This is a genomic window from Brevundimonas sp. FV1ye28 (assembly GCF_058681135.1).
Genome location: NZ_CM178731.1, coordinates 1,868,102 through 1,886,394, shown reverse-complemented (window position 1 = coordinate 1,886,394; position 18,293 = coordinate 1,868,102). Strand labels below are relative to the sequence as shown.

Sequence of the window (18,293 nt, the reverse complement as noted above, 5' to 3'; positions counted from 1 at the left end):
GACCCTAGTGCTGGTGCGTCACGATAAGAAGGCCGATCGCGATCAGGGCGATGCCGAGGATGGCACCCTCGTATCGCGCCCAGCGCTCCAGCCGGAGCACCGAGGCGCCCGCGCGGGCCAGGGTCGTGAAGGTCGCCATGCCGAGGATGGTGCCGACCGCGAAGACACCGGTCAGCAGGGCGAGCGCGCCGACGCCTTCCTGGGCCGACGACATATAGATGGGCAGCAGCACCTCGCCGGGGGACAGGGCCATGACGGCCACGAGGCCCCAGAAGGCGGCGCCGTGCGACACCGAGGGCTCGGCCAGGTCGAGGGGCGGCCCGCCCGCCATGGCGGGGCGGCGGATGACCGACTTGATCAGATAGAAGCCGCCGAAGCCGAACAGGAGGATGGCGGACAGGTGGGGCAGGAGGCCCGCGACGATCTCGTCCAGCGCCAGGCCCGCCGCAACGATCAGGGAGCCGACGACAGCGGTCGAGGCGATGTGGGCCAGACCGGCGGCGGTCACGGCCATCAGGTTCCTGGACAGGCTCCAGCGCTGGGCGCGACCGACGAGCACGAACGGCAGCCAGTGGGTCGGCAGGGCGGCATGCAGGAAGGCCGCGACGAATCCGCCCCCCAGAAGGGACCAGAGAACCGGCTGTTCGAAATCGGGCGGCGACATTGATCGCCCTATAGCGTGTTACTTTATAACGGTCGAGGGGTTTCGTCGCTGATTGCGAGCGGCGGGGCGTCGGCGATGGCCCAGACCTCCGGCTCCACCAGCGGCTTGTTGCAGGCGGCCTCCAGGGTGCGGCCGTCGCGCGTGACGTAGCGGACGGGCAGGTTGCCGGCGCAGCGGGCCTGGATCGCGTCGAACATGGGACGGCTGGCCTGTTGCGGGTCGTGACCCTCGACCGTGTCGATGATGGGCTCTCCCGAAAGGACTCCGCAGTCGGCGCCGTCCAGCTTCAGCTCGCCGGGGTTGTCGTAGAAGCCATAGGAGCCGCTGCGGCAGTTTATCTCAGCGACATGGAACAGGGCGGCGCCCCGCAGGGTCCGGTCGTCGGGTCGGTTTTCGAGCGTGACGCCGAGGTCGGAGAGGCGCGTCCTGACACTGTCCCAGCGCGTCGCGCCCGGGCCGTCCAGCACGACGGCGACGGCGCTGTCGGGGCCGACAAGCGCGCGGTACTCCGCGACGCCATAGCCGGTCGGACTGACGCGGGCGGCGTCCAGGAGCGTCTTCCACAGTGTGAAGACATCGCCGGTCCCGGCCTTGCGGGCCTCCAGATCGGCCAGCCACTGGATCAGGAGGCCGCAGGTATAGGGACCGCTGCCGGACTTGAGGCGCGCAGGATCCAGGTCATTGTCCGCCAGTATACGACGGCAGCCGTTCAGGCCGTAGGCGAAGCGCTCGCGGCCCATCTCCTGGCTCATCGCGCCGGCGGAGACCGCGCCGACGATGGCGGCGTAGTCGGCCCCGCCCTCATGCAGCCAGGGGGCGTCATCGCCGTCCCGGTTCTCGACCCCGTGGCCGTTCCACAGGTGGAAGGCCTCATGCCAGACGAAGGGGGTGACGGAGGGCAGTTCCCCGCGCCAGGCCTCCCCGTGGAAGCGGACTGAGATGACGCCTGTGTCGGTCACATCGCCCCGGAACATCGCCGGTCCGGGGCTGTCGACGCTGCCGATCAGGACGGGGCGGAAGGGCAGGGCGGCGCCGAGCCGGGCTTCGTAGAAGGCCATGGACGCAGAGAAGATTTCGCGCAGCGCCGTCTTCAGCTCGGGCGCGACATTGGCGCCGGCGACGACCGTGCCGCGCGTCTCGGTCGCGGCGTCGGCGGCGGGGCCGGTCCAGGCGTAGCCGCCGATGGCGCCGTCTTGCGGCAGGCTGGCCTCACCCGGTGGGGTCTCGAAAGCGAGGGTCGTGGGTCTTCCCTCCAGCATGAGGCCCGGGCCGTAGATGACGCGACCGTCTCCGGCGGCGCTCAGGCCCATATAGATGCGGTCGACCTCGGCGGCGTCGGGAAGGATACGGATCTCGAAAACTTCGAACGGCTGATCGGCGGTGATCGCCCCCTCGGCCAGGGTCAGGCCGGGCGTGGTGACGGTCCAGAGGTCGCGGAGGATGTTGCGGTCCTCGAACACGACGCGGGTGCTGGGTTCGGGCAGTGTGTAACGGACCGTCATGCCGTCGGCAGTGCGGGCAGCGACCACGCGCGCTGTGAGTGGCTCCTGGGCCAGGGCGTCGACGGTGAAACAGGCCAGGGACAGGCCGACGGCGACGGCGAGCGGCTTCGGCATGGATAGGTCTCGACAGGCTTCCGGTTCGCCGACCCTGCACGAACAGAAACCGCGATGCCAGTGTCAGTGATACAGCGTTCCCCGATCCAGCGGCACCCCGGACGGGCCTGACCGGCGACGCGGCGGTCGGCGGTCTGGCTCATCGTTCTGGTCCCCGTCTCTAGTATCCGTGCACCCCGGCGAAGGCCGGGGTCCAGATGGCGGACATCGCGGCGACGCGGGCTTTCAGCGCCTGATCCAGACATCCAGTCTGTGATCTGGACCCCGGCCTTCGCCGGGGTGCACGGTGGTGGGGGGACGGTCAAGCCCAACGTCAGCGGCAGTTTCCATGCCCCAATCCGCCCTTTCGCGTTGACTCGGGACCCGCCCTCCGTATATGTCGCCGCTCTTCGCCCGCGGGGTCTACCCGGCGGGCGCATCCTTTTTTGCGTTACGCTGAGGCTCCAACATGTACGCGGTGATCAAGACCGGCGGCAAGCAGTACCGGGTTCAACCGGGCGACACGATCGTCGTCGAGAAGCTCGATGGCGATGCTGGCCAGGAACTGAAATTCGACAGCGTCCTGATGCTGGGCGGCGACAAGGGCGTGACCCTCGGCGCACCGCTGATCGACGGCGCCTTCGTCGGCGCGACCCTGATCGAGACCCGCAAGGGTGAGAAGATCAAGATCTTCAAGAAGACCCGCCGCCAGGGCTATCGCCGCACCAACGGCCACCGCCAGATGGAATCGGTCCTGCGCATCACCGGCATCGACGGCGCCGGCGAAACCGCCAAGTGGGACGGCAAGATCGACCTGATGACCAAGGCCGAGATCAACCTGCGCGCCCGTGGCCTGGCCAAGCGCGAGGCCACGTCGGACCTGGGTTCGACCGAGACCGTCGTCGCCAAGGGCTCCAAGTCCTCGGCCAAGGTCGAAGCCGGCGTGGCTGAAACCTCGGCCAAGCCTGCCAAGGCCCCGGCCAAGAAGGCCGCCGCCAAGACCGAAACCGCCGCTTCGACCGACGAAGCCTAAAAACAAGACGCGCGCCAGACGGTCCTACGGCCGCTGACGCATCGAAGAGAGAGTTCAGATGGCTCACAAGAAATCCGGTGGTTCGTCGCGTAACGGTCGCGATTCGCACTCCAAGCGCCTGGGCGTGAAGAAGTTCGGCGGCGAGCGCGTGCTGGCCGGCAACATCATCGTGCGTCAGCGCGGCACCACCTTCCACCCGGGCGACAACGTCGGCCTGGGCCGCGATCACACCCTGTTCGCCACCGAGCACGGCGCCGTGAAATTTACCAAAAAAGCCAACGGCCGTTGTTACGTGTCGATCATTCCGGCGAATGACGACGCGCAACAGGCGCTCGCCGCCGAGTAACGCGACACCGGATTTCGGATCGCGTTGCTCCTCAAAAGCAGCCGATCCGGACCAAGGGAAATTTTCCGCGGGGAGTCTGGATCACCAGGCTCCCCGTTTGCGTTCCCCGCCTTGAAGTCCGCCCGAGCCCTCCAAGGAGGCGGACCGCTGATCGAGGCAACGCCTATGTGCATCATTGAAAGCTCCCCGGTGGTCGAGACCCGGCGCCTGGTCCTGCGCGCTCCGGGAGCCCAGGACATCCCCGCGATCGCCCGCATGGCGAACGACCACGACATCGCCCGCATGACCAAGCGGATGCCCCATCCCTTCGGCCAGGGCGACGCGGAGGATTTCGTCATCGCAGTCGCGGCCCAGAACCCGGCCAAGGCCAATACCTTCCTGATCGAGCACGAGGACTACGGCCCCGTGGGCGTCATCGGCCTGTTCGAGGACGAGGATCGGGTGCCGGAGACGGGCTACTGGATCGGACGCGAGTTCTGGGGGCGGGGGCTGGCCACCGAGGCGTTGGAAGGCGCCCTGGTCTGGGCGTCCAAGCGCTGGAAGCGGCGGGCGCTGGTGGCGGGTCATTTCGCCGACAACCCGGCGTCGGGCCGTGTTCTGGAGAAGGCGGGCTTCCTCTACACCGGCGAAACGCGGCGGGCGTTCAGCCGCGCGCGGCAGGCGGACATCGATACGCGGATGATGGTGTGGCTGGCCTAGTGAGCTTCCTTCTCCCCTTGCACGTCGACGATGGGTCGCACGCGATCCGAAGAGAGGCCGCAAGGAGAGAAGGACCTGCTAGACCGCCTTCATGTCCGACCTCCGCGACATCCTCCGTCTGAAGGCCGCCGAACTCGGTTTCGACGCCTGCCGGTTCGCATCCGCGTCCGTGCCCTGGTCCGCCGGTGAACGCCTGGCCCATTTCGTGGAGGCGGGCCGCCACGGCGAAATGCGGTGGATGGAGACCACGCTGGAGCGCCGCGCTCATCCGACTGCGATGTGGGACGGGGCGAAGACCGCGATCGTGCTGGGCATGAACTATGGCCCCGAGGCCGATCCCCTGCCCGAGATGGCGGACACCTCGGCCGGCTACATCTCCGTCTACGCACGCGGCGACGACTATCACGAGGTCATCAAGGGCCGGCTGAAAACCCTGGCCGGCCAGATCGCCGCCCGTCTGAACGCCGAGGTGAAGGTCTTCGTCGACACCGCCCCCCTGATGGAAAAGCCCCTGGCCCAGCGCGCCGGCCTGGGCTGGCAGGGCAAGCACACCAATGTCCTCAGCCGCGATCATGGCAACTGGCTGTTCCTCGGCGTCATCCTGACCGCCGCCGAGATCGAGCCCGATCCGGCCGAGACCGAACACTGCGGCTCCTGCACCGCCTGCCTCGACGCCTGTCCGACCAAGGCCTTCCCCGCGCCGTTCCAACTCGATGCGCGGCGGTGCCTGTCCTATCTGACGATCGAACATTCGGGGCCGTGGCCGGTGGAGTTCCGGTCGCTGACCGGATCGCGGATCTATGGCTGCGACGACTGCCTGGCGGTCTGTCCGTGGAACAAGTTCGCCGCCGCGTCGCGCGAGACGAAACTGATGGCGCGCGAGGCCTCGGTCAGTCCGCGACTTGCGGATCTGGCGGCGCTGGATGACGCATCATTCCGGGCGCTGTTCTCCAAGAGCCCGATCAAGCGGATCGGCCGGGATCGGTTCGTGCGGAACGTCCTCTATGCGGTGGGGAACAGCGGGGATGCGGCGCTGGTCGAAAGCGCGGAACGGCGGCTGGACGACGGATCGCCGCTGGTGCGCGGGGCCGCGGTTTGGGCGCTGTCGCGGCTGATGGAGGCGCAGTCGTTCGCGGAGATGCGGGATACTCGGCTGGCAGGCGAAGAGGACGAGGGCGTTCGAGAAGAGTGGCGCATGGTCTCTCCCTCCCCCTCGGGGGAGGGTGGTCGGAGCGCAGCGAAGACCGGGTGGGGACGGCAAGGCGAGCCAACCACCGCCTGAATCTCAATCGCCGGCCCTTCCCACCCCGTCGATGCTCCGCATCGACGACCCTCCCCCGAGGGGGAGGGAGAAGACGTCGTCCTACCCCGTCGCCAATCCCACGCCCCGTCCGCCGCCCGGCACGGGCGCCACGTCGAGCAGCTTGATGCGGAACACCAGCACCGAGTTCGGCGGGATGTCCGCCCCCTGCCCGCGCTCGCCATAGCCCAGCTCGGGCGGCAGATAGAGGGTCCACTCGTCGCCGACCTTCATCCGTTGCAGGGCTTCGGTCCAGCCGGGGACGACCTGTTCGGCCGTGGTCACATAGGGCTGGCCGCGCGAGAAGGATGAGTCGAACACCGACCCGTCGGTCAGGGCACCTTCATAGTCGACGCGCACCAGATCGTTGCGGTCCGGCGACGCGGCACCCGACGGTCCCGACTGCACGACCTTGTACTGCAGGCCCGACGGCAGGGTCTGGACCCCGTCCGCCTTGGCGTTCGATTCCATGAAGAAGGCCGCCGCGCGCGCATTGGCTTCCAGGTCCGCGCCGCCCGCCGCATCGCGGTTGCATCCGGCCAGCGCCAGGACCGAAATTGCGACGACGCCTGCCGCCCTAGCCCATCCGAAGCGCATAACCCTTGTCCTTCAAAGCCTCTCCGATCGCGTCGGAATGGGCGCTATCGCGCGTTTCGACCATGATGTCGAACTCCGCGCCCTTTGCCGGAACGTCGAGCGCCAGACGGTTGTGGACGACGTCGATGATGTTGCCGCCCAGGCCCCCGATCACCGCCGCCATGGCCGACAACATGCCCGGCCGGTCGTCGCCTAGGATGCGATAGACGATCAGCCGCTTCTCCCGCACCATCTCGCGGTTCAGCACCACGGCCAGCATCCGGGCGTCGATGTTGCCGCCGCACAGGACCAGCCCGACCTTCATCCCCCTGAACTTTTCCGGGTAGCGCAACAGGGCCGCCAGCCCACCCGCGCCCGCGCCCTCGGCCACCGTCTTCTCAAGGGTCGCGAACAGGGCGACGGCCTTTTCGAAATCCTCCTCGTCGACGACCAGCACGTCCTCGACCAGCGGATCGGCGAGCGCGAACGGGATGTCGCCGACCGCCTTGATGGCGATGCCCTCAGCGATCGTCGCCCCGCCGCATCTGGGCGTCTCGCCCTTCCGGCGTGCGCTGAACGAGGGATACATCGCCGCCTCGACGCCGAAGATGCGGATGTCGGGCTTCATGGCCTTGGCCGCGATCGAACAGCCGGCGATCAGCCCGCCGCCGCCGATGGGGATGATCAGGGCGTCCAGGTCCGGCGCGTCCTCCAGGAACTCGATGGCGCAGACGCCCTGGCCCGTCACGATCCCTTCGTCGTCGAAGGCGGAGATGAAGACGAAACCCTCTTCGTCCCTCAGCCGATGGGCCTCTTCCGTCGAGCCGGTGAAGTCGGCGCCCTTGATGACGACGTTGGCGCCGTGGCTGCGGGTGCCGTCGATCTTGGTGAAGGGGGTGCCCTCAGGCATCACGATGGTGACCGGAACACCCAGACGACCGCCGTGATAGGCCAGGGCCTGGGCATGGTTGCCGGCCGATGCCGCGACCACGCCACGCTTCATCTCGTCCGGCGTCAGCGACAGCAGCCGGTTCAGGGCGCCGCGTTCCTTGAAGCTGCCGGTGAAGTGCAGATTGTCGTATTTGACCCAGACCTCGGCCCCGGTCAGCTGCGACAGGCGCCGGGAATGGCGGACGGGGGTGCGATCGACCTGACCGGCGATGCGGTCCTGCGCCGCCTGGATGTCTGCGAATACGACTGTCATGGGGTCCCTGTAGACCAGTTCGGCGGGCGGTCCGAAACGGCCGGTCGCTCTGTTATCGCCGACTTGTGGCGCCCGTCGTCAGGTCCCGCAACCTTGACCTTACGCCCGCGTTAGGCGTCATGTGCCTCACCCCTTGAGGCGTAACGCGTGCCTGTTCGAGAGAAGCCCGATGTCGATCCGTATCGCCTCCGCCACCGTCCTCGCCGCCACCGCCCTCGCGGCCTGCGCGCCCGTTCCCGGCCCCGGCGGCTATGCGCCCGTCCCCTCGGCCGCCTTCAGCGCCGCCGATTTCGGCTGGTCGACCCGCGCCGGCACGGCCGGGATCGAGGGTCGCGTCGCCTATGGCCGGGACGGCCAGAGCTTCGCCTGCACCGGCTCGGTCGCCCTGACGCCCGACACCCCCTACACCCGCGCCCGGTTCCAAAATCTGTACGGATCGACCGCCCAGGCCGCGGTCCCCGAGGCCGTGGTACGGGCCCGCACCGTGGCCGACCCCAATGCCGACTATCGCTCCTACGTCCGATCGGCCACCTGCGAGAACGGGCGCTTCCGCTTCTCCGGCCTGCCGGACGGCGGCTGGTTCCTGATTACCCCGGTCAGCGCCGGCGGCGACCGCATCGTCCTGATGCGCCACGTCGTCACCCGCGCCGGCACGACCGCCAACGTCACCTTGTAGGACGGAGCGGTGGCGCAGGTGGTTCAGATCCTCGTCGCCGCCGCCCTCCTCGCCGGCTTCGTCTGGGTCATCTGGTCGATCTCGCAAAGATTGACGGCGAAGGGCATAATCGTGCGTCCCGTGTCATTGATGGATGCCAAGATGACCGAGATCGAGCGACGCCATGCCGAGCGATCGGCACCGAAAGATGTGACTGCCAAAAAGTAGGTGTTGAGTTCCTTTCAACCGGCGGGTCGGTCCCGCTCAGCCTGAGGCGTTAACCATGAAGGCCCTTACCGTTGCCGCCGCCCTCCTGACTGCCTCGGTCGCCCTCCCGGCTGCCGCCCAGAACTGGAGCTATCCGGATCAGTCCCGGTCGCACTCAAGCTACGGCCGCACCGGCTACGACTATAACGGCCAGCGGGATCGGCCAGGCGACTATCGCTGCGACGCCTACTGGGATCGCGCTCGCGACGACTGCGACGCGCGCTGGCGCGACCAGCGGCCGTTCCGGTCCTACACCTCATACGGCTCGGGCCATCGCTACGGCCGCTATGGCCACGAACGCGACGGCGGCGGCTACGTCTATCAGCCCTACAATCAGGGGACCCAGTACTACGGCGCCTACGGACGTCCGGATCAGGTCTATCCCGGCTCGGGCTACGGCGGGCAGGCGCAGGCCTATTACGGCGCCGGCTACTCGAATGGCCGCGATCCGGGCCGATCCTCCTACTGCGCCTCGCGGTATCGCTCCTATGATCCCCACAGCGGCTACTACCGCGCCTACTCCGGACGGCTGGTCTTCTGCGGATAACCATGGTCAGTCGATCACAGGTTCGCGCCTGAACGCCGTTCGCCTTTTTTCGGACGCACCAGCCCCGCTTTCCTCGACCTCAATCAGTCGGGGAGTAGGTCCGTGTCCCAGCACAACATCATCGGTTCGGAAGCCTTCGACCGTTCGCCCTTCGTCATCATCCGCAGCGTCCGCACCGGCGGCATGCGGCGTCGCCAGACGCGCACGGTCTTCGCCTTCGTCGCCGGAGCCTGTGCGGCCGTGGTCGGCGGAGTGATCGCGGCCGTGGCGGCGTTCGGGCCTGGCCTGGCGGGCGGCTAGTTTCGATCGCTCTCCCCCTTGCGGGAGACGGTGGCCGTCGAAGACCGACGGCTGAGGCGGCGGACGGCGGCTGCTCCGCCGGGCGCGATCTCCCCTCTTTCGCAAGAGGAGAGGGGCGAAACCTAAAAATCGAGGTCCGCGTAATGCGGTGCCGGAGCCAGGCCCTGGAACCGGTCCGCCAGCAGGGGGCGGAAGCAGGGGCGCGACTTGATCTTCATGTACCAGGTCTTCAGCCCCGGCCAGTTGGCCCAGGACACCTCGCCGAAATAGTCCAGGGTCGACAGATGCGCCGCGGCGACGATGTCTGCCTGCGACAGGCGACGGCCGGCGAACCAGTCGCGACGGGCCAGCAGGGCTTCGAACACCGCCAGATGATGCTTCAGCGCCTCGCGGCCCTCGCGCAGCATCCGGGCCTCGGGCGGGCCGAGGCGGAGCAGGGGCTTCTCCATCCGCTCGTGCAGCAGGACGGCGTTGACCTCGTCGGTGAAGCGGCGGTCGAACCACGCGGTCAGGCGGCGCACCTCGGCGCGCTCGACGGCGTCGGCGGGCATCAGCAGCGGCCCTTTCTGATTGTCCTCGATCCAGCCGAGAATGGCGCCGGCCTCGCACAGGGTCAGCGAGGGTTTGCCCTCGACCTGAAGCACGGGCGGCATGCCGGACGGGTTCAGGTCGCCGACGGGGCAGTCGTCTTCCCAGGGCCGCACCAGGACCTCGGTCCATTCGATGCGCGCTTCGCCCAGGGCCAGACGCGCGGCGCGGCTGCCGGGATCGAAGGGGAAATGAAACAGGACGTTCGCCGACATCGGCCTGTCCTGCACCGCGCGCCGTTAAAGTCTCGTTTACGGTGCGGGCGTCGCGGGCACGGAAGAGGTGGCCGGACCGCGCGGATCGGCGTGGATCAGGACGTCGGCGCCGGGGAAGGCGGCCTTCACCCGATCCTCGGCCGCGACGACGATGTCGTGGGACGCCTCGAACGACAGGGTGCGGTCCAGATCGATATGCATCTGGGCGATGAGCCGGGCGCCCGACATCCGGGTGCGCAGCTGATGCACCCCGCCGACGCGCGGATCGGACAGGACGGCGTTGGTCAGGGCGATGCGGTCGGCGTCGGAGGCCTCGCGGTCCAGCAACTGGTCGCCCGCGCCCTTCAGCATCCCGAACGCCCCCCAGAACAGCCAGACCGCCACGACCAGACCGGCCGCGGCGTCCAGGCCCGGCGCGGCCAGGAAGGCGCCGGAGATCACGCCGATCAGGACGACCAGGCTGGAAGCCAGGTCGGCGGCGTAGTGGGCGCGGTCGGCCGATACGGCCAGGCTGCCCGAGGCCTTGACGGACCGGGTCTGGAGCCACACCAGAAGGCCGGTCACGAGAATGGAGATGACGACGACGCCGGTCGCCCAGGTCCCGCCCGTCACCGGACGCGGGTCGAAGATCCGCTGCAGCGCCTCCCAGCCGATGAAGACGGCGGAGGCGAAGACGAGCCCGGCCTGGACCAGGGCGGCCATGGCCTCACCCTTGCCGTGGCCATAGCGATGGTCGGCGTCGGCAGGGGCCGCCGCCCAGCGCACGGCATAGAAGGTGGCCAGGGACGCGATCAGGTCCAGCGACGAATCCACCAGCGACGCCAGGATCGACACCGAGCCTGAGGCTCCGAGGGCGAACGCCTTCAGCGCGATCAGCAGGACGGCGACCCCGACCGACAAGCGGGTGATCTGGTTCGTCGAAAGGGTTGCGGCGGACCCCCAGGGGCCGGCCTTGGGACCAGGTTCTCGATCGGGGGAGGGCGACGGCGTGACGGGGGAGGTCATTAACCGCCTTTTCGCTTATCGCCTGCCGGTTGCCAAGGAAGGACACGTCAGGAACCGCCGTTAGGCTTGCGGTCATCAAACGGCCCCATGGTGAGCGCCGATTAACCGTGACGGTGCGGGGACTTGCGATGACGCCTGGCGTGAGCGAGCGGGATGATGCGACGAGGGATCGGTGGATCCCCCGGGCCGAGGTCCTGACGCTGCTGGGGGTGAAGACCCAGACCCTCTACGCCTACGTCAGCCGGGGCCGGATCACGGCCCGCCCGGATCCCGCCGATCCCCGCCGCAGCCTCTATGCCGCCGCCGACGTGGCCCGACTGAAGGGGGCGAGCTCGGGCGAGGCGCCCGGTGTCGTGGTCCCTTTCGAGCCGCCGGCGGTAAAGGGCGAGGCCCTCATTCAGTCGACGGTCAGCCTGATCTCCGACGGGCGGCTCTATTACCGCGGCCGCGACGTCGCCCAGTGGGCCCAGAACGCGACGCTGGAGGAGACGGCGCGTCTGCTGTGGGCGGCCGAAGACGTCAATCCGTTCGCGGGGCTCGGCGTGCGCGTGGACCAAGCGGGCGGCGGCTCGCACCGGGCGCGATTGTTCGCCGCCCTGGCGCGGCGTGCGGAGGAGGACCCGTCGTCCACCGGCCGCGCGGCTGAAGCGCTCAAGGCCGAAGCAGCCTCCACGATGAACGAGGTGGTCGACGCAGTCTCCGGGCCTGGCCCGCGCCTGTTCTTCCACCAGCGTCTGGCGCGGGGCTGGAAGATGCTGGAGCGGGACAGCGTGCATCTGCGGCGCGCCCTGGTCCTGGCGGCCGATCTGGATATGGATGCGGCGGTTCTGGCGACGCGGGCTGCGGCCTCGGGCGGCGCGTCTCCGGCAGGCGCGGCCTTCGCCGGCCTGACCACGGCGGCGGGTTCGCAGACCGCGCGGACCCTGGCCCAGGCCATCACCTATGTCGTCGAGGCGAGGCGCGATCCGGCGGGCGCGGCCCAGCGGCGGATGGAGAGCGAGGGCGGCATTCCCGGCTTCGGCAGCGATGTCTTCGCCCACGGCGACCCGCGCGCCGAGGCCCTGCTGGCCCTGGCGGAGCTTCCGGCCGATCTGACCGCCGTCATCCGAGAGGCGGAAGGCGCCAGCGGTCAGAGGGCGGGGTTCACGGCGGCGCTCGCGATCATGGCGCGCAGGCTCGACCTGCCGCGCGACGGCGCGTCCGACGTCCTGCTGATCGGCCGGCTGTCCGGTCTGATGGCCCATGCGCTGGATCAGATCATCGACGGCTCGCCTATCCGGGCGCGCCTGCGCTATGTCGGTCCGAGGCAGGCAGGCGACTGAGCGCGGACCTGGGGGCGGGGACTACATGTCGGACTGGATTGCGGCGATCATCCTGGGGCTGGTCGAGGGACTGACGGAGTTCATCCCCGTCTCCTCCACGGGCCATCTTCTGCTGCTGGGCCACTTCATCGGCTTTGAAAGCGAGGGCAAGACCTTCGAGATCGTCATCCAGCTGGGCGCGATCCTGGCCATCATCAGCGTCTATTTCCAGCGCCTGTGGCAGCTGGCGACCCGCTGGCCGCACGACGCCCAGGCGCGGCATTTTATCATCGGCGTTGTCATTGCCTTCCTGCCCGCCGCCTTCGCCGGCGTCTTCCTCTACGACATCATCAAACAGGTCCTGTTCGAAACCCCCCTGGTGATCTGCATCGCCCTGATCGTGGGCGGCGTGCTGCTGCTGCTGCTCGACCGGATGAAGACCGTCCCCAAATACCTGGACGTGAACACCTATCCGTTCCGGGTCTATGGGCTGATCGGGCTGTTCCAGTGTCTGGCCCTGGTGCCCGGTGTGTCGCGATCGGGTGCGACGGTGGCGGGCGGTCTTCTGCTGGGCACCGACAAGCGGTCGGCGGCGGAGTTCACCTTCTTCCTCGCCCTGCCGACCATGGGCGGGGCGGTGGCCTATGACCTGTTCAAGAGCCGTAACGATCTGGACTTCACCGACGTGGGCCTGATCGCCGTCGGCTTCGTCACGGCCTTCCTGACGGCGCTGGTGGTCGTGCGGTTCCTGCTGAACTTCATCTCGAAGCACGGCTTCGCGCCGTTCGCCTACTGGCGGATCGCGATCGGGACGCTCGGTCTGGCCCTGCTGTGGGCCGGCGTCGGCGCCTGACTTGTCAGCCGCCGGCTTTCGGAGGCAAGTTGACGCCATGACCCAGATGCCCGCCGACGGCGAACGCTTCGCCTCGTTCGAAGCCTTCTATCCGTATTACATCCACGAGCATTCCAACCGCGTCTGCCGCCGCATCCACATCGTCGGCTCGGCCCTGGTGCTGGTCGCGGCCGTGCTGGGGATCTTCGTCAGCGCCTGGTGGTTCGTCGCCATGCCGGTGATCGGCTACGGTTTCGCCTGGGTCGGGCATTTCTTCTTCGAGAAGAACAGGCCCGCCACCTTCAAATATCCGCTGTGGAGCCTGATGGGCGACTGGCGCATGTTCTTCGAGACGATCATCGGCAAGCGTCGGTTCTAGTCGGCGCCAGAACGCAGAAGAGGCGCACGATCGATCGTGCGCCTCTTGGTCTGTTCGACTGGAGGAGGCCTCAGTTCGAGGCGGTGTTCCAGGCGGGGGGGCAGCCGTCGAAGCGGCCGGCGTTGGTGATGGTCAGGCGCCGCTGATTGAAGCGCAGGACCGGCTGCATCGAGCCGCGGCCGTTGCCTGTATAGAGGTCGACGCGCTGGCCGCGGATCGCGCCGCCGGTGTCCGAGGCATACCAGTAGCCGTCGTGGATGGTGCCGTCCTGCATCCGCATGCCGACCGTCTCGCGGATGAACAGCTTGGTGCGACGGGGAATGACGCGCGGGTCGGTGGCCAGGGTACGCATCGGGATCGGACGGCAGCCGAGCGAATCGTTGCCCGTCGCGCCGCCGCCGCCTGCATGATAGAGGCTGGCGTGTGCGTTCCAGTCGGGGTCTGCCGCCATCAGGGCGGCCTGTTCGGCGGTCAGATCTGCGGAACCCTCGCTGGAACCGTCCGTCACCTCAGGGCTTATCGCTACCACGGGATCGGCCGCGACGGCCGTTTCGTAGGGTACCGGATCTCCAGCCGAAAAGGCTGCAGCCCAAAGCATGGCAAACGCCGCGAGGGTATCGAACACAGGTCAGACTCGTAGTGGCACCGGTCCTCAAGACTGTACCGGCAGGTCGGCATATCGTTGGGGGCTGGGGCGGAATTGTGTCCAGTCGTTCCGCTGTGACCGTTCGTCCCCAGTGTGAATGGATCAGTCAACCGTTGCCTGAGACAAGCGGAGCCGGGCTTGGGCAACGGCGGAAATCGCGATAGCAGTATAGGCTGATCAGAAATCCTTTGCTGGAATGCGATGCTTACTGTCCATGGAGATATTCGGTCGGGTAACTGCTTGAAGGTCAAGTGGATGCTCGACGCCATGCGGCGTGATTATCGCTGGGTCGAGGTCGATATCATGTCGGGCGGAAGCCGGACGCCGGAATTTCTCCTTTTGAATCCATTCGGTCAGGTCCCGCTCGTGGTGTTCGAGGACGGCCGCGCCCTGGCCCAGTCGAACGCGATCCTCTTGCATGTGGCGGAGGGGACGGAATGGATTCCGAGCGACGCCTGGGAACGGGCGAAGATGCTGGAATGGCTGTTCTGGGAACAATACAGCCACGAACCCTATGTCGCTGTGGCGCGGTTCCAGCGGGTCTATGCCGGCCGGACGGCGGACGAGGTCGAGCCGCGGCTGATCGAGCGCGGGAACATCGCCCTGGCGCGGATGGAGGCGGCGCTTGCCGAAACGCACTGGCTGGCGGGCGGGCAGGGGGCGACGCTCGCCGATCTCGCGCTGGTCGCCTACACGCGCGTCGCCGACGAGGGCGGGTTCGATCTGGCAGGCTATCCGAACATCCGGGGCTGGGTGGCGCGGGTGGAAGCGGCGTTCGGAATAACCTGATCCTTCTCTCCCTACGGGAGAAGGGAAGTATCTACTCCGGCCGTCCACCCTCAGCCCATTCCGGGATGAACGCCCCGTCGGCCATGGCCTTCAGCGGTTCGACCAGGGACTGGATGGCGTTGGTCATGAAGGGGATGTTGAGGTTCTCGATCGTGTCCTCGGCCGTGTGATAGGTCGGGATGGTGGCCCAGCCTGAGATGGTGTGGGCGACGATCCCCTTCAGGGCGAGGGCGTAATTATCCGACCGCTGGAAGAAATTCTGTTCCGGATAGGGGTCGGGTCCGATCAGGGCGCCGCGTTCCTTCAGCGCCGCACCGAAGTTCGACCGCTCGAACCCGGTCATCATCATCACCCCGGCGGGCAGCTGCGGATCCTGGTCGCCGATCATCTCGATCTCCAGGTTGGCGGCGATCTCCTCCAGCGGTATCGGCGGATGGTCGACGAAATAGCGCGAGCCCAGCAGGCCTGCTTCCTCGGCTCCATAGGCGACGAACAGGATGCTGCGCTCGTGCGGCCCGCTGGCGGCCAGGGCATTGGCCAGTTCGATCACGGCCACCGTGCCGGATGCGTCGTCGTTGGCGCCGTACATGACCACCCGGTCCGGCCGAACGCCGATGTGATCCAGGTGGGCCGAGATCATCAGGACGCCGGCGTCGGGATCGGTCCCCTGCAGCCAGCCGATGGCGTTGGTGGTGACGCCCTGTTCGACGGTCGGCTCGCCTGGGGCGAACTCGGCCGCGCCGCCTGCGGCAGCCATGCGGTCGAAGGCGTCGGGCGAGACGACGACGATGACCGCGCCGCCTCGTTCCGGCGCATCGGCCAGGCGAATGGCGGTGCGGGCCTGACCGCCGCCGGCCGCCAGGGCGGCGAGCGCCTCGGTCCGGCGAAGAATGATCAGTTTGGCGCCCTTCTGGGCGGCCGCGCCGACCAGGGCACGGAATCCGGCGCCTTCGGGTGGAGCGATCAGGACGACCTCGCCGGTCGGCATGGCGGCGGCGTCCGACCCTTCCGCCACGACGGCGGCGCCGGACGCCGTCCGGGTCGCGCCCGACAGGATCGACAGGTCGGCCCCCTGCGAGACGGCGACGCCGCCGACGGTCAGGGTGGCGGCGCCCGATGGCGTGGTCTTCACCACCGGAGCGCGCTGGATGAAGCCGTCCATGCTCGGAACCGAGGTCAGCCCCGCCAGCCGGAACTGAGCCGCGACATAGGCGGCCGCGATCGCCTCGTCCCGCGTGGCGCTGCCCCGACCCTGAAGCTCCTCGCCGGCCAGGAAGCCGATGTGGGCCGCGACCGAGTTCTGTTCGATCACCGGCGCTGACTGCTGCGCGAGCGCCGGCGCCGCCAGCAGGGCGATAAGGGAGACGGCGGCGAGGGACAGGCGCTTCATGACGGGCTCCGACAGAACAGGCACGCAGGCGTAGGGGGCGGGTCGCCGTGCCGTCAAGCCGGATGGAACATCGGTCGATCCCGCCCTAGGGTCGGGACCATGAAGGATCATCCCGCGACACCGCTGACCGGCTATGCCGAGGTCTCCGACGCCGAGAGCCTGTCCAGGGCCTGCGTGTTCCACGACCTGATGACCCGACGCCGGACCGTGAGGGAGTTCTCGGACCGCCCGGTGGATCGGACGGTGGTGGAAAAGGCGATCCTGACCGCCGCATCGGCGCCGTCGGGCGCCAATCACCAGCCGTGGTTCTTCTCGGTCATAGAAAGCCCTGAGGCCCGCGCCCGTATCCGTGCGGCGGCCGAGGCCGAGGAACGCGAATTCTATGCGTCCAAGGCGCCCCAGGAATGGCTGGACGCCCTGGCGCCCCTGGGCACCGATCCGGACAAAAGCTTTCTGGAGGTCGCGCCTGTCCTGATCGCCGTCTTCGGCCAGAAACGCGGCGGCCCGCGACCGGGCGATGCCAAGAAGAACTACTACGTTCCCGAAAGCGTCGGCATCGCCACCGGCTTCCTGATCGCCGCCCTGCATCACGCCGGCCTGGCGACCCTGACCCATACGCCCGCGCCCATGAGTTTCCTGGCGGAGATCTGCGGCCGGCCCGAGGGCGAGAAGCCCTTCCTGCTGCTGGTGGCGGGTCACCCGGCGGCGGGCGCGACCGTGCCGCTGGCGGCGCTGGACAAGAAGCCGCTGGACGCCGTCGCGGCGTGGATTTAACGGCGGATCATCCCAGCCGGAGCCCTGCCATGAAGCGTCCATCCTCCCAACGCATGGCGCTCGTCGCCGCCGCCGCCCTGATCGTCGGAGCGGGCGGCCTGTTCACCGCGACCCAGGTCGACGCCTGGGGCTCGACCGGCCACCGCTTCGTCGGCGTCGCCGCCATGCGCGCCCTGCCGGATGAACTTCCCGCCTTCCTGCGCGAGCCCGGCGCGGCCGCCGAGGTGGGCGAGCTGTCGCGCGAGCCCGACCGCTCCAAGGGCGCCGGCCAGCCGCACGACCGCGAGCGCGACACCGCCCACTTCGTCGATCTGGACGACGACGGCCACGTCATGAACGCGCGCGGCCCGACCCTGTCCGAACTGCCGGAACTGAAGAGCGAATACGACGCCCAGCTTCTGGCCGCGGGCATCGAGGTCAACGACGCGGGCTACCTGCCCTATGCCATCATGGACGCCTGGCAGCAGCTTGGCCGCGACTTCGCCACCTGGCGCGTGCTGAACGCCGCCGAGGCGCGCGAACAGGACGCCGGCAAGCGCGCCTGGTATCGCGAGGACCGTCTGCGTCGCGAGGCGCTGATCCTGCGCGATATCGGCTTCCTGTCGCACTACATCGGCGACGGCGCCCAGCCGCACCACATGTCGATCCACTACAACGGCTGGGGCGACCATCCGAACCCGGAAGGCTTCACCAACTCGCGCCAGACCCACGGCGCCTTCGAAGGGGCCTTCATCCGCCGCAACATGCGGCTCGACGCGGTCGAGGCGGCCATGCCGGCGCCGAACCTGGAAGGCTTCGAGATGCGTGCGCGCATGGCGACCTATCTCAACGCCACCCTGGCCGAGGTCGTGCCCTTCTATCGGCTGGAGAAGACCGGCGCCTTCGCGGCCAATGCGGAAGCCTCTGTCCTCGCGCCGGGCGCGGCCTTCGCCAATGCGCGTCTGGCGGCCGGCGCCGCCGAACTGCGCGACCTGATCACCCTGGCCTGGCGCGCGGCCGGCGAACAGTCGATCGGCTGGCCGGCGGTCAAGGTGGCCGAGGTCGAGGCCGGAACGGCGGATCCCTGGCTGGCCATGATCGGCGAGGACTGACCGACCGGGACCCACTGCTCCGAGAGGGTAGGGCCGTCTGAGACCCGGTGGCGGCGTTAAAACTGAGAATGGTTCGCAATTTCACTTGCGGCCTGCG

Annotated in this window: 22 protein-coding genes; 14 read left to right on the top strand and 8 right to left on the bottom strand. The window is 68.4% G+C overall.

The window, feature by feature from the left end:
• Window positions 1-4: 4 nt before the first annotated feature.
• Both ACW171_RS09275 and ACW171_RS09270 read right to left on the bottom strand, forming a co-directional pair.
• On the bottom strand, window positions 5-664 hold the full coding sequence (locus ACW171_RS09275; protein ID WP_492092889.1) for a hypothetical protein: 660 nt from the start codon (window positions 662-664) through the stop codon (window positions 5-7).
• A 23-nt stretch (window positions 665-687) separates the two neighbouring features.
• Entirely contained in the window at window positions 688-2,280 is a 1,593-nt protein-coding gene (locus tag ACW171_RS09270; RefSeq protein ID WP_492092888.1) for a hypothetical protein, read from the bottom strand.
• 448 nt (window positions 2,281-2,728) lie between these two features.
• On the opposite strand from ACW171_RS09270, the gene rplU reads away from it, so the two are divergent.
• The 4 genes from rplU to queG all read left to right on the top strand — a co-directional run bounded on the left by rplU (window position 2,729) and on the right by queG (window position 5,619).
• Complete coding sequence (gene rplU / locus ACW171_RS09265; protein WP_492092887.1) at window positions 2,729-3,292, top strand: 50S ribosomal protein L21; 564 nt, start codon at window positions 2,729-2,731, stop codon at window positions 3,290-3,292.
• A 58-nt stretch (window positions 3,293-3,350) separates the two neighbouring features.
• Window positions 3,351-3,638 carry a 50S ribosomal protein L27 gene (gene rpmA, locus ACW171_RS09260; RefSeq protein ID WP_492092886.1) on the top strand — a complete coding sequence of 96 codons (288 nt, stop codon included), beginning with the start codon at window positions 3,351-3,353 and terminating at the stop codon, window positions 3,636-3,638.
• A 165-nt stretch (window positions 3,639-3,803) separates the two neighbouring features.
• Window positions 3,804-4,337 carry a GNAT family N-acetyltransferase gene (locus ACW171_RS09255; protein WP_492092885.1) on the top strand — a complete coding sequence of 178 codons (534 nt, stop codon included), beginning with the start codon at window positions 3,804-3,806 and terminating at the stop codon, window positions 4,335-4,337.
• A gap of 91 nt (window positions 4,338-4,428) precedes the next feature.
• Window positions 4,429-5,619 (top strand): tRNA epoxyqueuosine(34) reductase QueG, encoded by a 1,191-nt coding sequence (gene queG, locus ACW171_RS09250; protein WP_492092884.1) that lies wholly within the window; start codon window positions 4,429-4,431, stop codon window positions 5,617-5,619.
• 81 nt (window positions 5,620-5,700) lie between these two features.
• Here queG and bamJ read toward each other — a convergent pair whose 3' ends face one another.
• Window positions 5,701-6,234 carry a BamJ family beta-barrel-assembly machinery protein gene (gene bamJ / locus ACW171_RS09245; protein ID WP_492092883.1) on the bottom strand — a complete coding sequence of 178 codons (534 nt, stop codon included), beginning with the start codon at window positions 6,232-6,234 and terminating at the stop codon, window positions 5,701-5,703.
• Window positions 6,215-7,417, bottom strand: coding sequence for a threonine ammonia-lyase (locus ACW171_RS09240; protein ID WP_492092882.1), 1,203 nt, complete (start codon window positions 7,415-7,417; stop codon window positions 6,215-6,217). The genes bamJ and ACW171_RS09240 overlap by 20 nt, the downstream gene beginning before the upstream one ends.
• Before the next feature lie 169 nt (window positions 7,418-7,586).
• Here ACW171_RS09240 and ACW171_RS09235 point away from each other — a divergent pair, with 169 nt between their 5' ends.
• The 4 genes from ACW171_RS09235 (at window position 7,587) to ACW171_RS09220 (ending at window position 9,186) form a co-directional block, all read left to right on the top strand.
• Entirely contained in the window at window positions 7,587-8,093 is a 507-nt protein-coding gene (locus tag ACW171_RS09235; protein ID WP_492092881.1) for a hypothetical protein, read from the top strand.
• A 9-nt stretch (window positions 8,094-8,102) separates the two neighbouring features.
• The gene (locus tag ACW171_RS09230; protein ID WP_492092880.1) at window positions 8,103-8,300 is read left to right on the top strand and encodes a hypothetical protein; all 198 of its coding nucleotides are present in this window, start codon (window positions 8,103-8,105) and stop codon (window positions 8,298-8,300) included.
• Window positions 8,301-8,355: 55 nt separating this feature from the next.
• On the top strand, window positions 8,356-8,886 hold the full coding sequence (locus ACW171_RS09225; RefSeq protein WP_492092879.1) for a BA14K family protein: 531 nt from the start codon (window positions 8,356-8,358) through the stop codon (window positions 8,884-8,886).
• Between the two features lie 102 nt (window positions 8,887-8,988).
• On the top strand, window positions 8,989-9,186 hold the full coding sequence (locus ACW171_RS09220; RefSeq protein ID WP_492092878.1) for a hypothetical protein: 198 nt from the start codon (window positions 8,989-8,991) through the stop codon (window positions 9,184-9,186).
• Between the two features lie 122 nt (window positions 9,187-9,308).
• Here the strand turns inward: ACW171_RS09220 and fzlA are convergent, their stop codons facing one another.
• Together fzlA and ACW171_RS09210 are read right to left on the bottom strand one after the other, a co-directional pair.
• Complete coding sequence (gene fzlA / locus ACW171_RS09215; protein WP_492092877.1) at window positions 9,309-9,989, bottom strand: FtsZ-binding protein FzlA; 681 nt, start codon at window positions 9,987-9,989, stop codon at window positions 9,309-9,311.
• Window positions 9,990-10,025: 36 nt separating this feature from the next.
• Window positions 10,026-10,994 (bottom strand): cation diffusion facilitator family transporter, encoded by a 969-nt coding sequence (locus ACW171_RS09210; RefSeq protein WP_492092876.1) that lies wholly within the window; start codon window positions 10,992-10,994, stop codon window positions 10,026-10,028.
• Between the two features lie 140 nt (window positions 10,995-11,134).
• On the opposite strand from ACW171_RS09210, the gene ACW171_RS09205 reads away from it, so the two are divergent.
• The 3 genes from ACW171_RS09205 to ACW171_RS09195 are packed head-to-tail and all read left to right on the top strand — an operon-like array spanning window position 11,135 to window position 13,506.
• Window positions 11,135-12,316: a citrate/2-methylcitrate synthase gene (locus ACW171_RS09205; RefSeq protein WP_492092875.1), complete on the top strand. Its 1,182-nt coding sequence runs from the start codon at window positions 11,135-11,137 to the stop codon at window positions 12,314-12,316.
• Between the two features lie 25 nt (window positions 12,317-12,341).
• Window positions 12,342-13,148: an undecaprenyl-diphosphate phosphatase gene (locus ACW171_RS09200; RefSeq protein ID WP_492092874.1), complete on the top strand. Its 807-nt coding sequence runs from the start codon at window positions 12,342-12,344 to the stop codon at window positions 13,146-13,148.
• 37 nt (window positions 13,149-13,185) lie between these two features.
• Window positions 13,186-13,506 (top strand): Mpo1-like protein, encoded by a 321-nt coding sequence (locus tag ACW171_RS09195; RefSeq protein WP_492092873.1) that lies wholly within the window; start codon window positions 13,186-13,188, stop codon window positions 13,504-13,506.
• 70 nt (window positions 13,507-13,576) lie between these two features.
• Here the strand turns inward: ACW171_RS09195 and ACW171_RS09190 are convergent, their stop codons facing one another.
• Complete coding sequence (locus ACW171_RS09190; protein WP_492092872.1) at window positions 13,577-14,014, bottom strand: 3D domain-containing protein; 438 nt, start codon at window positions 14,012-14,014, stop codon at window positions 13,577-13,579.
• Window positions 14,015-14,353: 339 nt separating this feature from the next.
• Here ACW171_RS09190 and ACW171_RS09185 point away from each other — a divergent pair, with 339 nt between their 5' ends.
• Window positions 14,354-14,941, top strand: coding sequence for a glutathione S-transferase family protein (locus tag ACW171_RS09185; protein ID WP_492092871.1), 588 nt, complete (start codon window positions 14,354-14,356; stop codon window positions 14,939-14,941).
• A 31-nt stretch (window positions 14,942-14,972) separates the two neighbouring features.
• On the opposite strand, the gene ACW171_RS09180 is transcribed toward ACW171_RS09185, so the two are convergent.
• Window positions 14,973-16,331, bottom strand: coding sequence for a M28 family metallopeptidase (locus ACW171_RS09180; RefSeq protein WP_492092870.1), 1,359 nt, complete (start codon window positions 16,329-16,331; stop codon window positions 14,973-14,975).
• 99 nt (window positions 16,332-16,430) lie between these two features.
• On the opposite strand from ACW171_RS09180, the gene ACW171_RS09175 reads away from it, so the two are divergent.
• Both ACW171_RS09175 and ACW171_RS09170 read left to right on the top strand, forming a co-directional pair.
• Window positions 16,431-17,105, top strand: a complete 675-nt coding sequence (locus ACW171_RS09175; protein ID WP_492092869.1) for a nitroreductase family protein — start codon at window positions 16,431-16,433, stop codon at window positions 17,103-17,105.
• 29 nt (window positions 17,106-17,134) lie between these two features.
• Window positions 17,135-18,196, top strand: a complete 1,062-nt coding sequence (locus ACW171_RS09170) for a phospholipase C/P1 nuclease family protein (RefSeq protein ID WP_492092868.1) — start codon at window positions 17,135-17,137, stop codon at window positions 18,194-18,196.
• The last annotated feature ends 97 nt before the right edge of the window (window positions 18,197-18,293 follow it).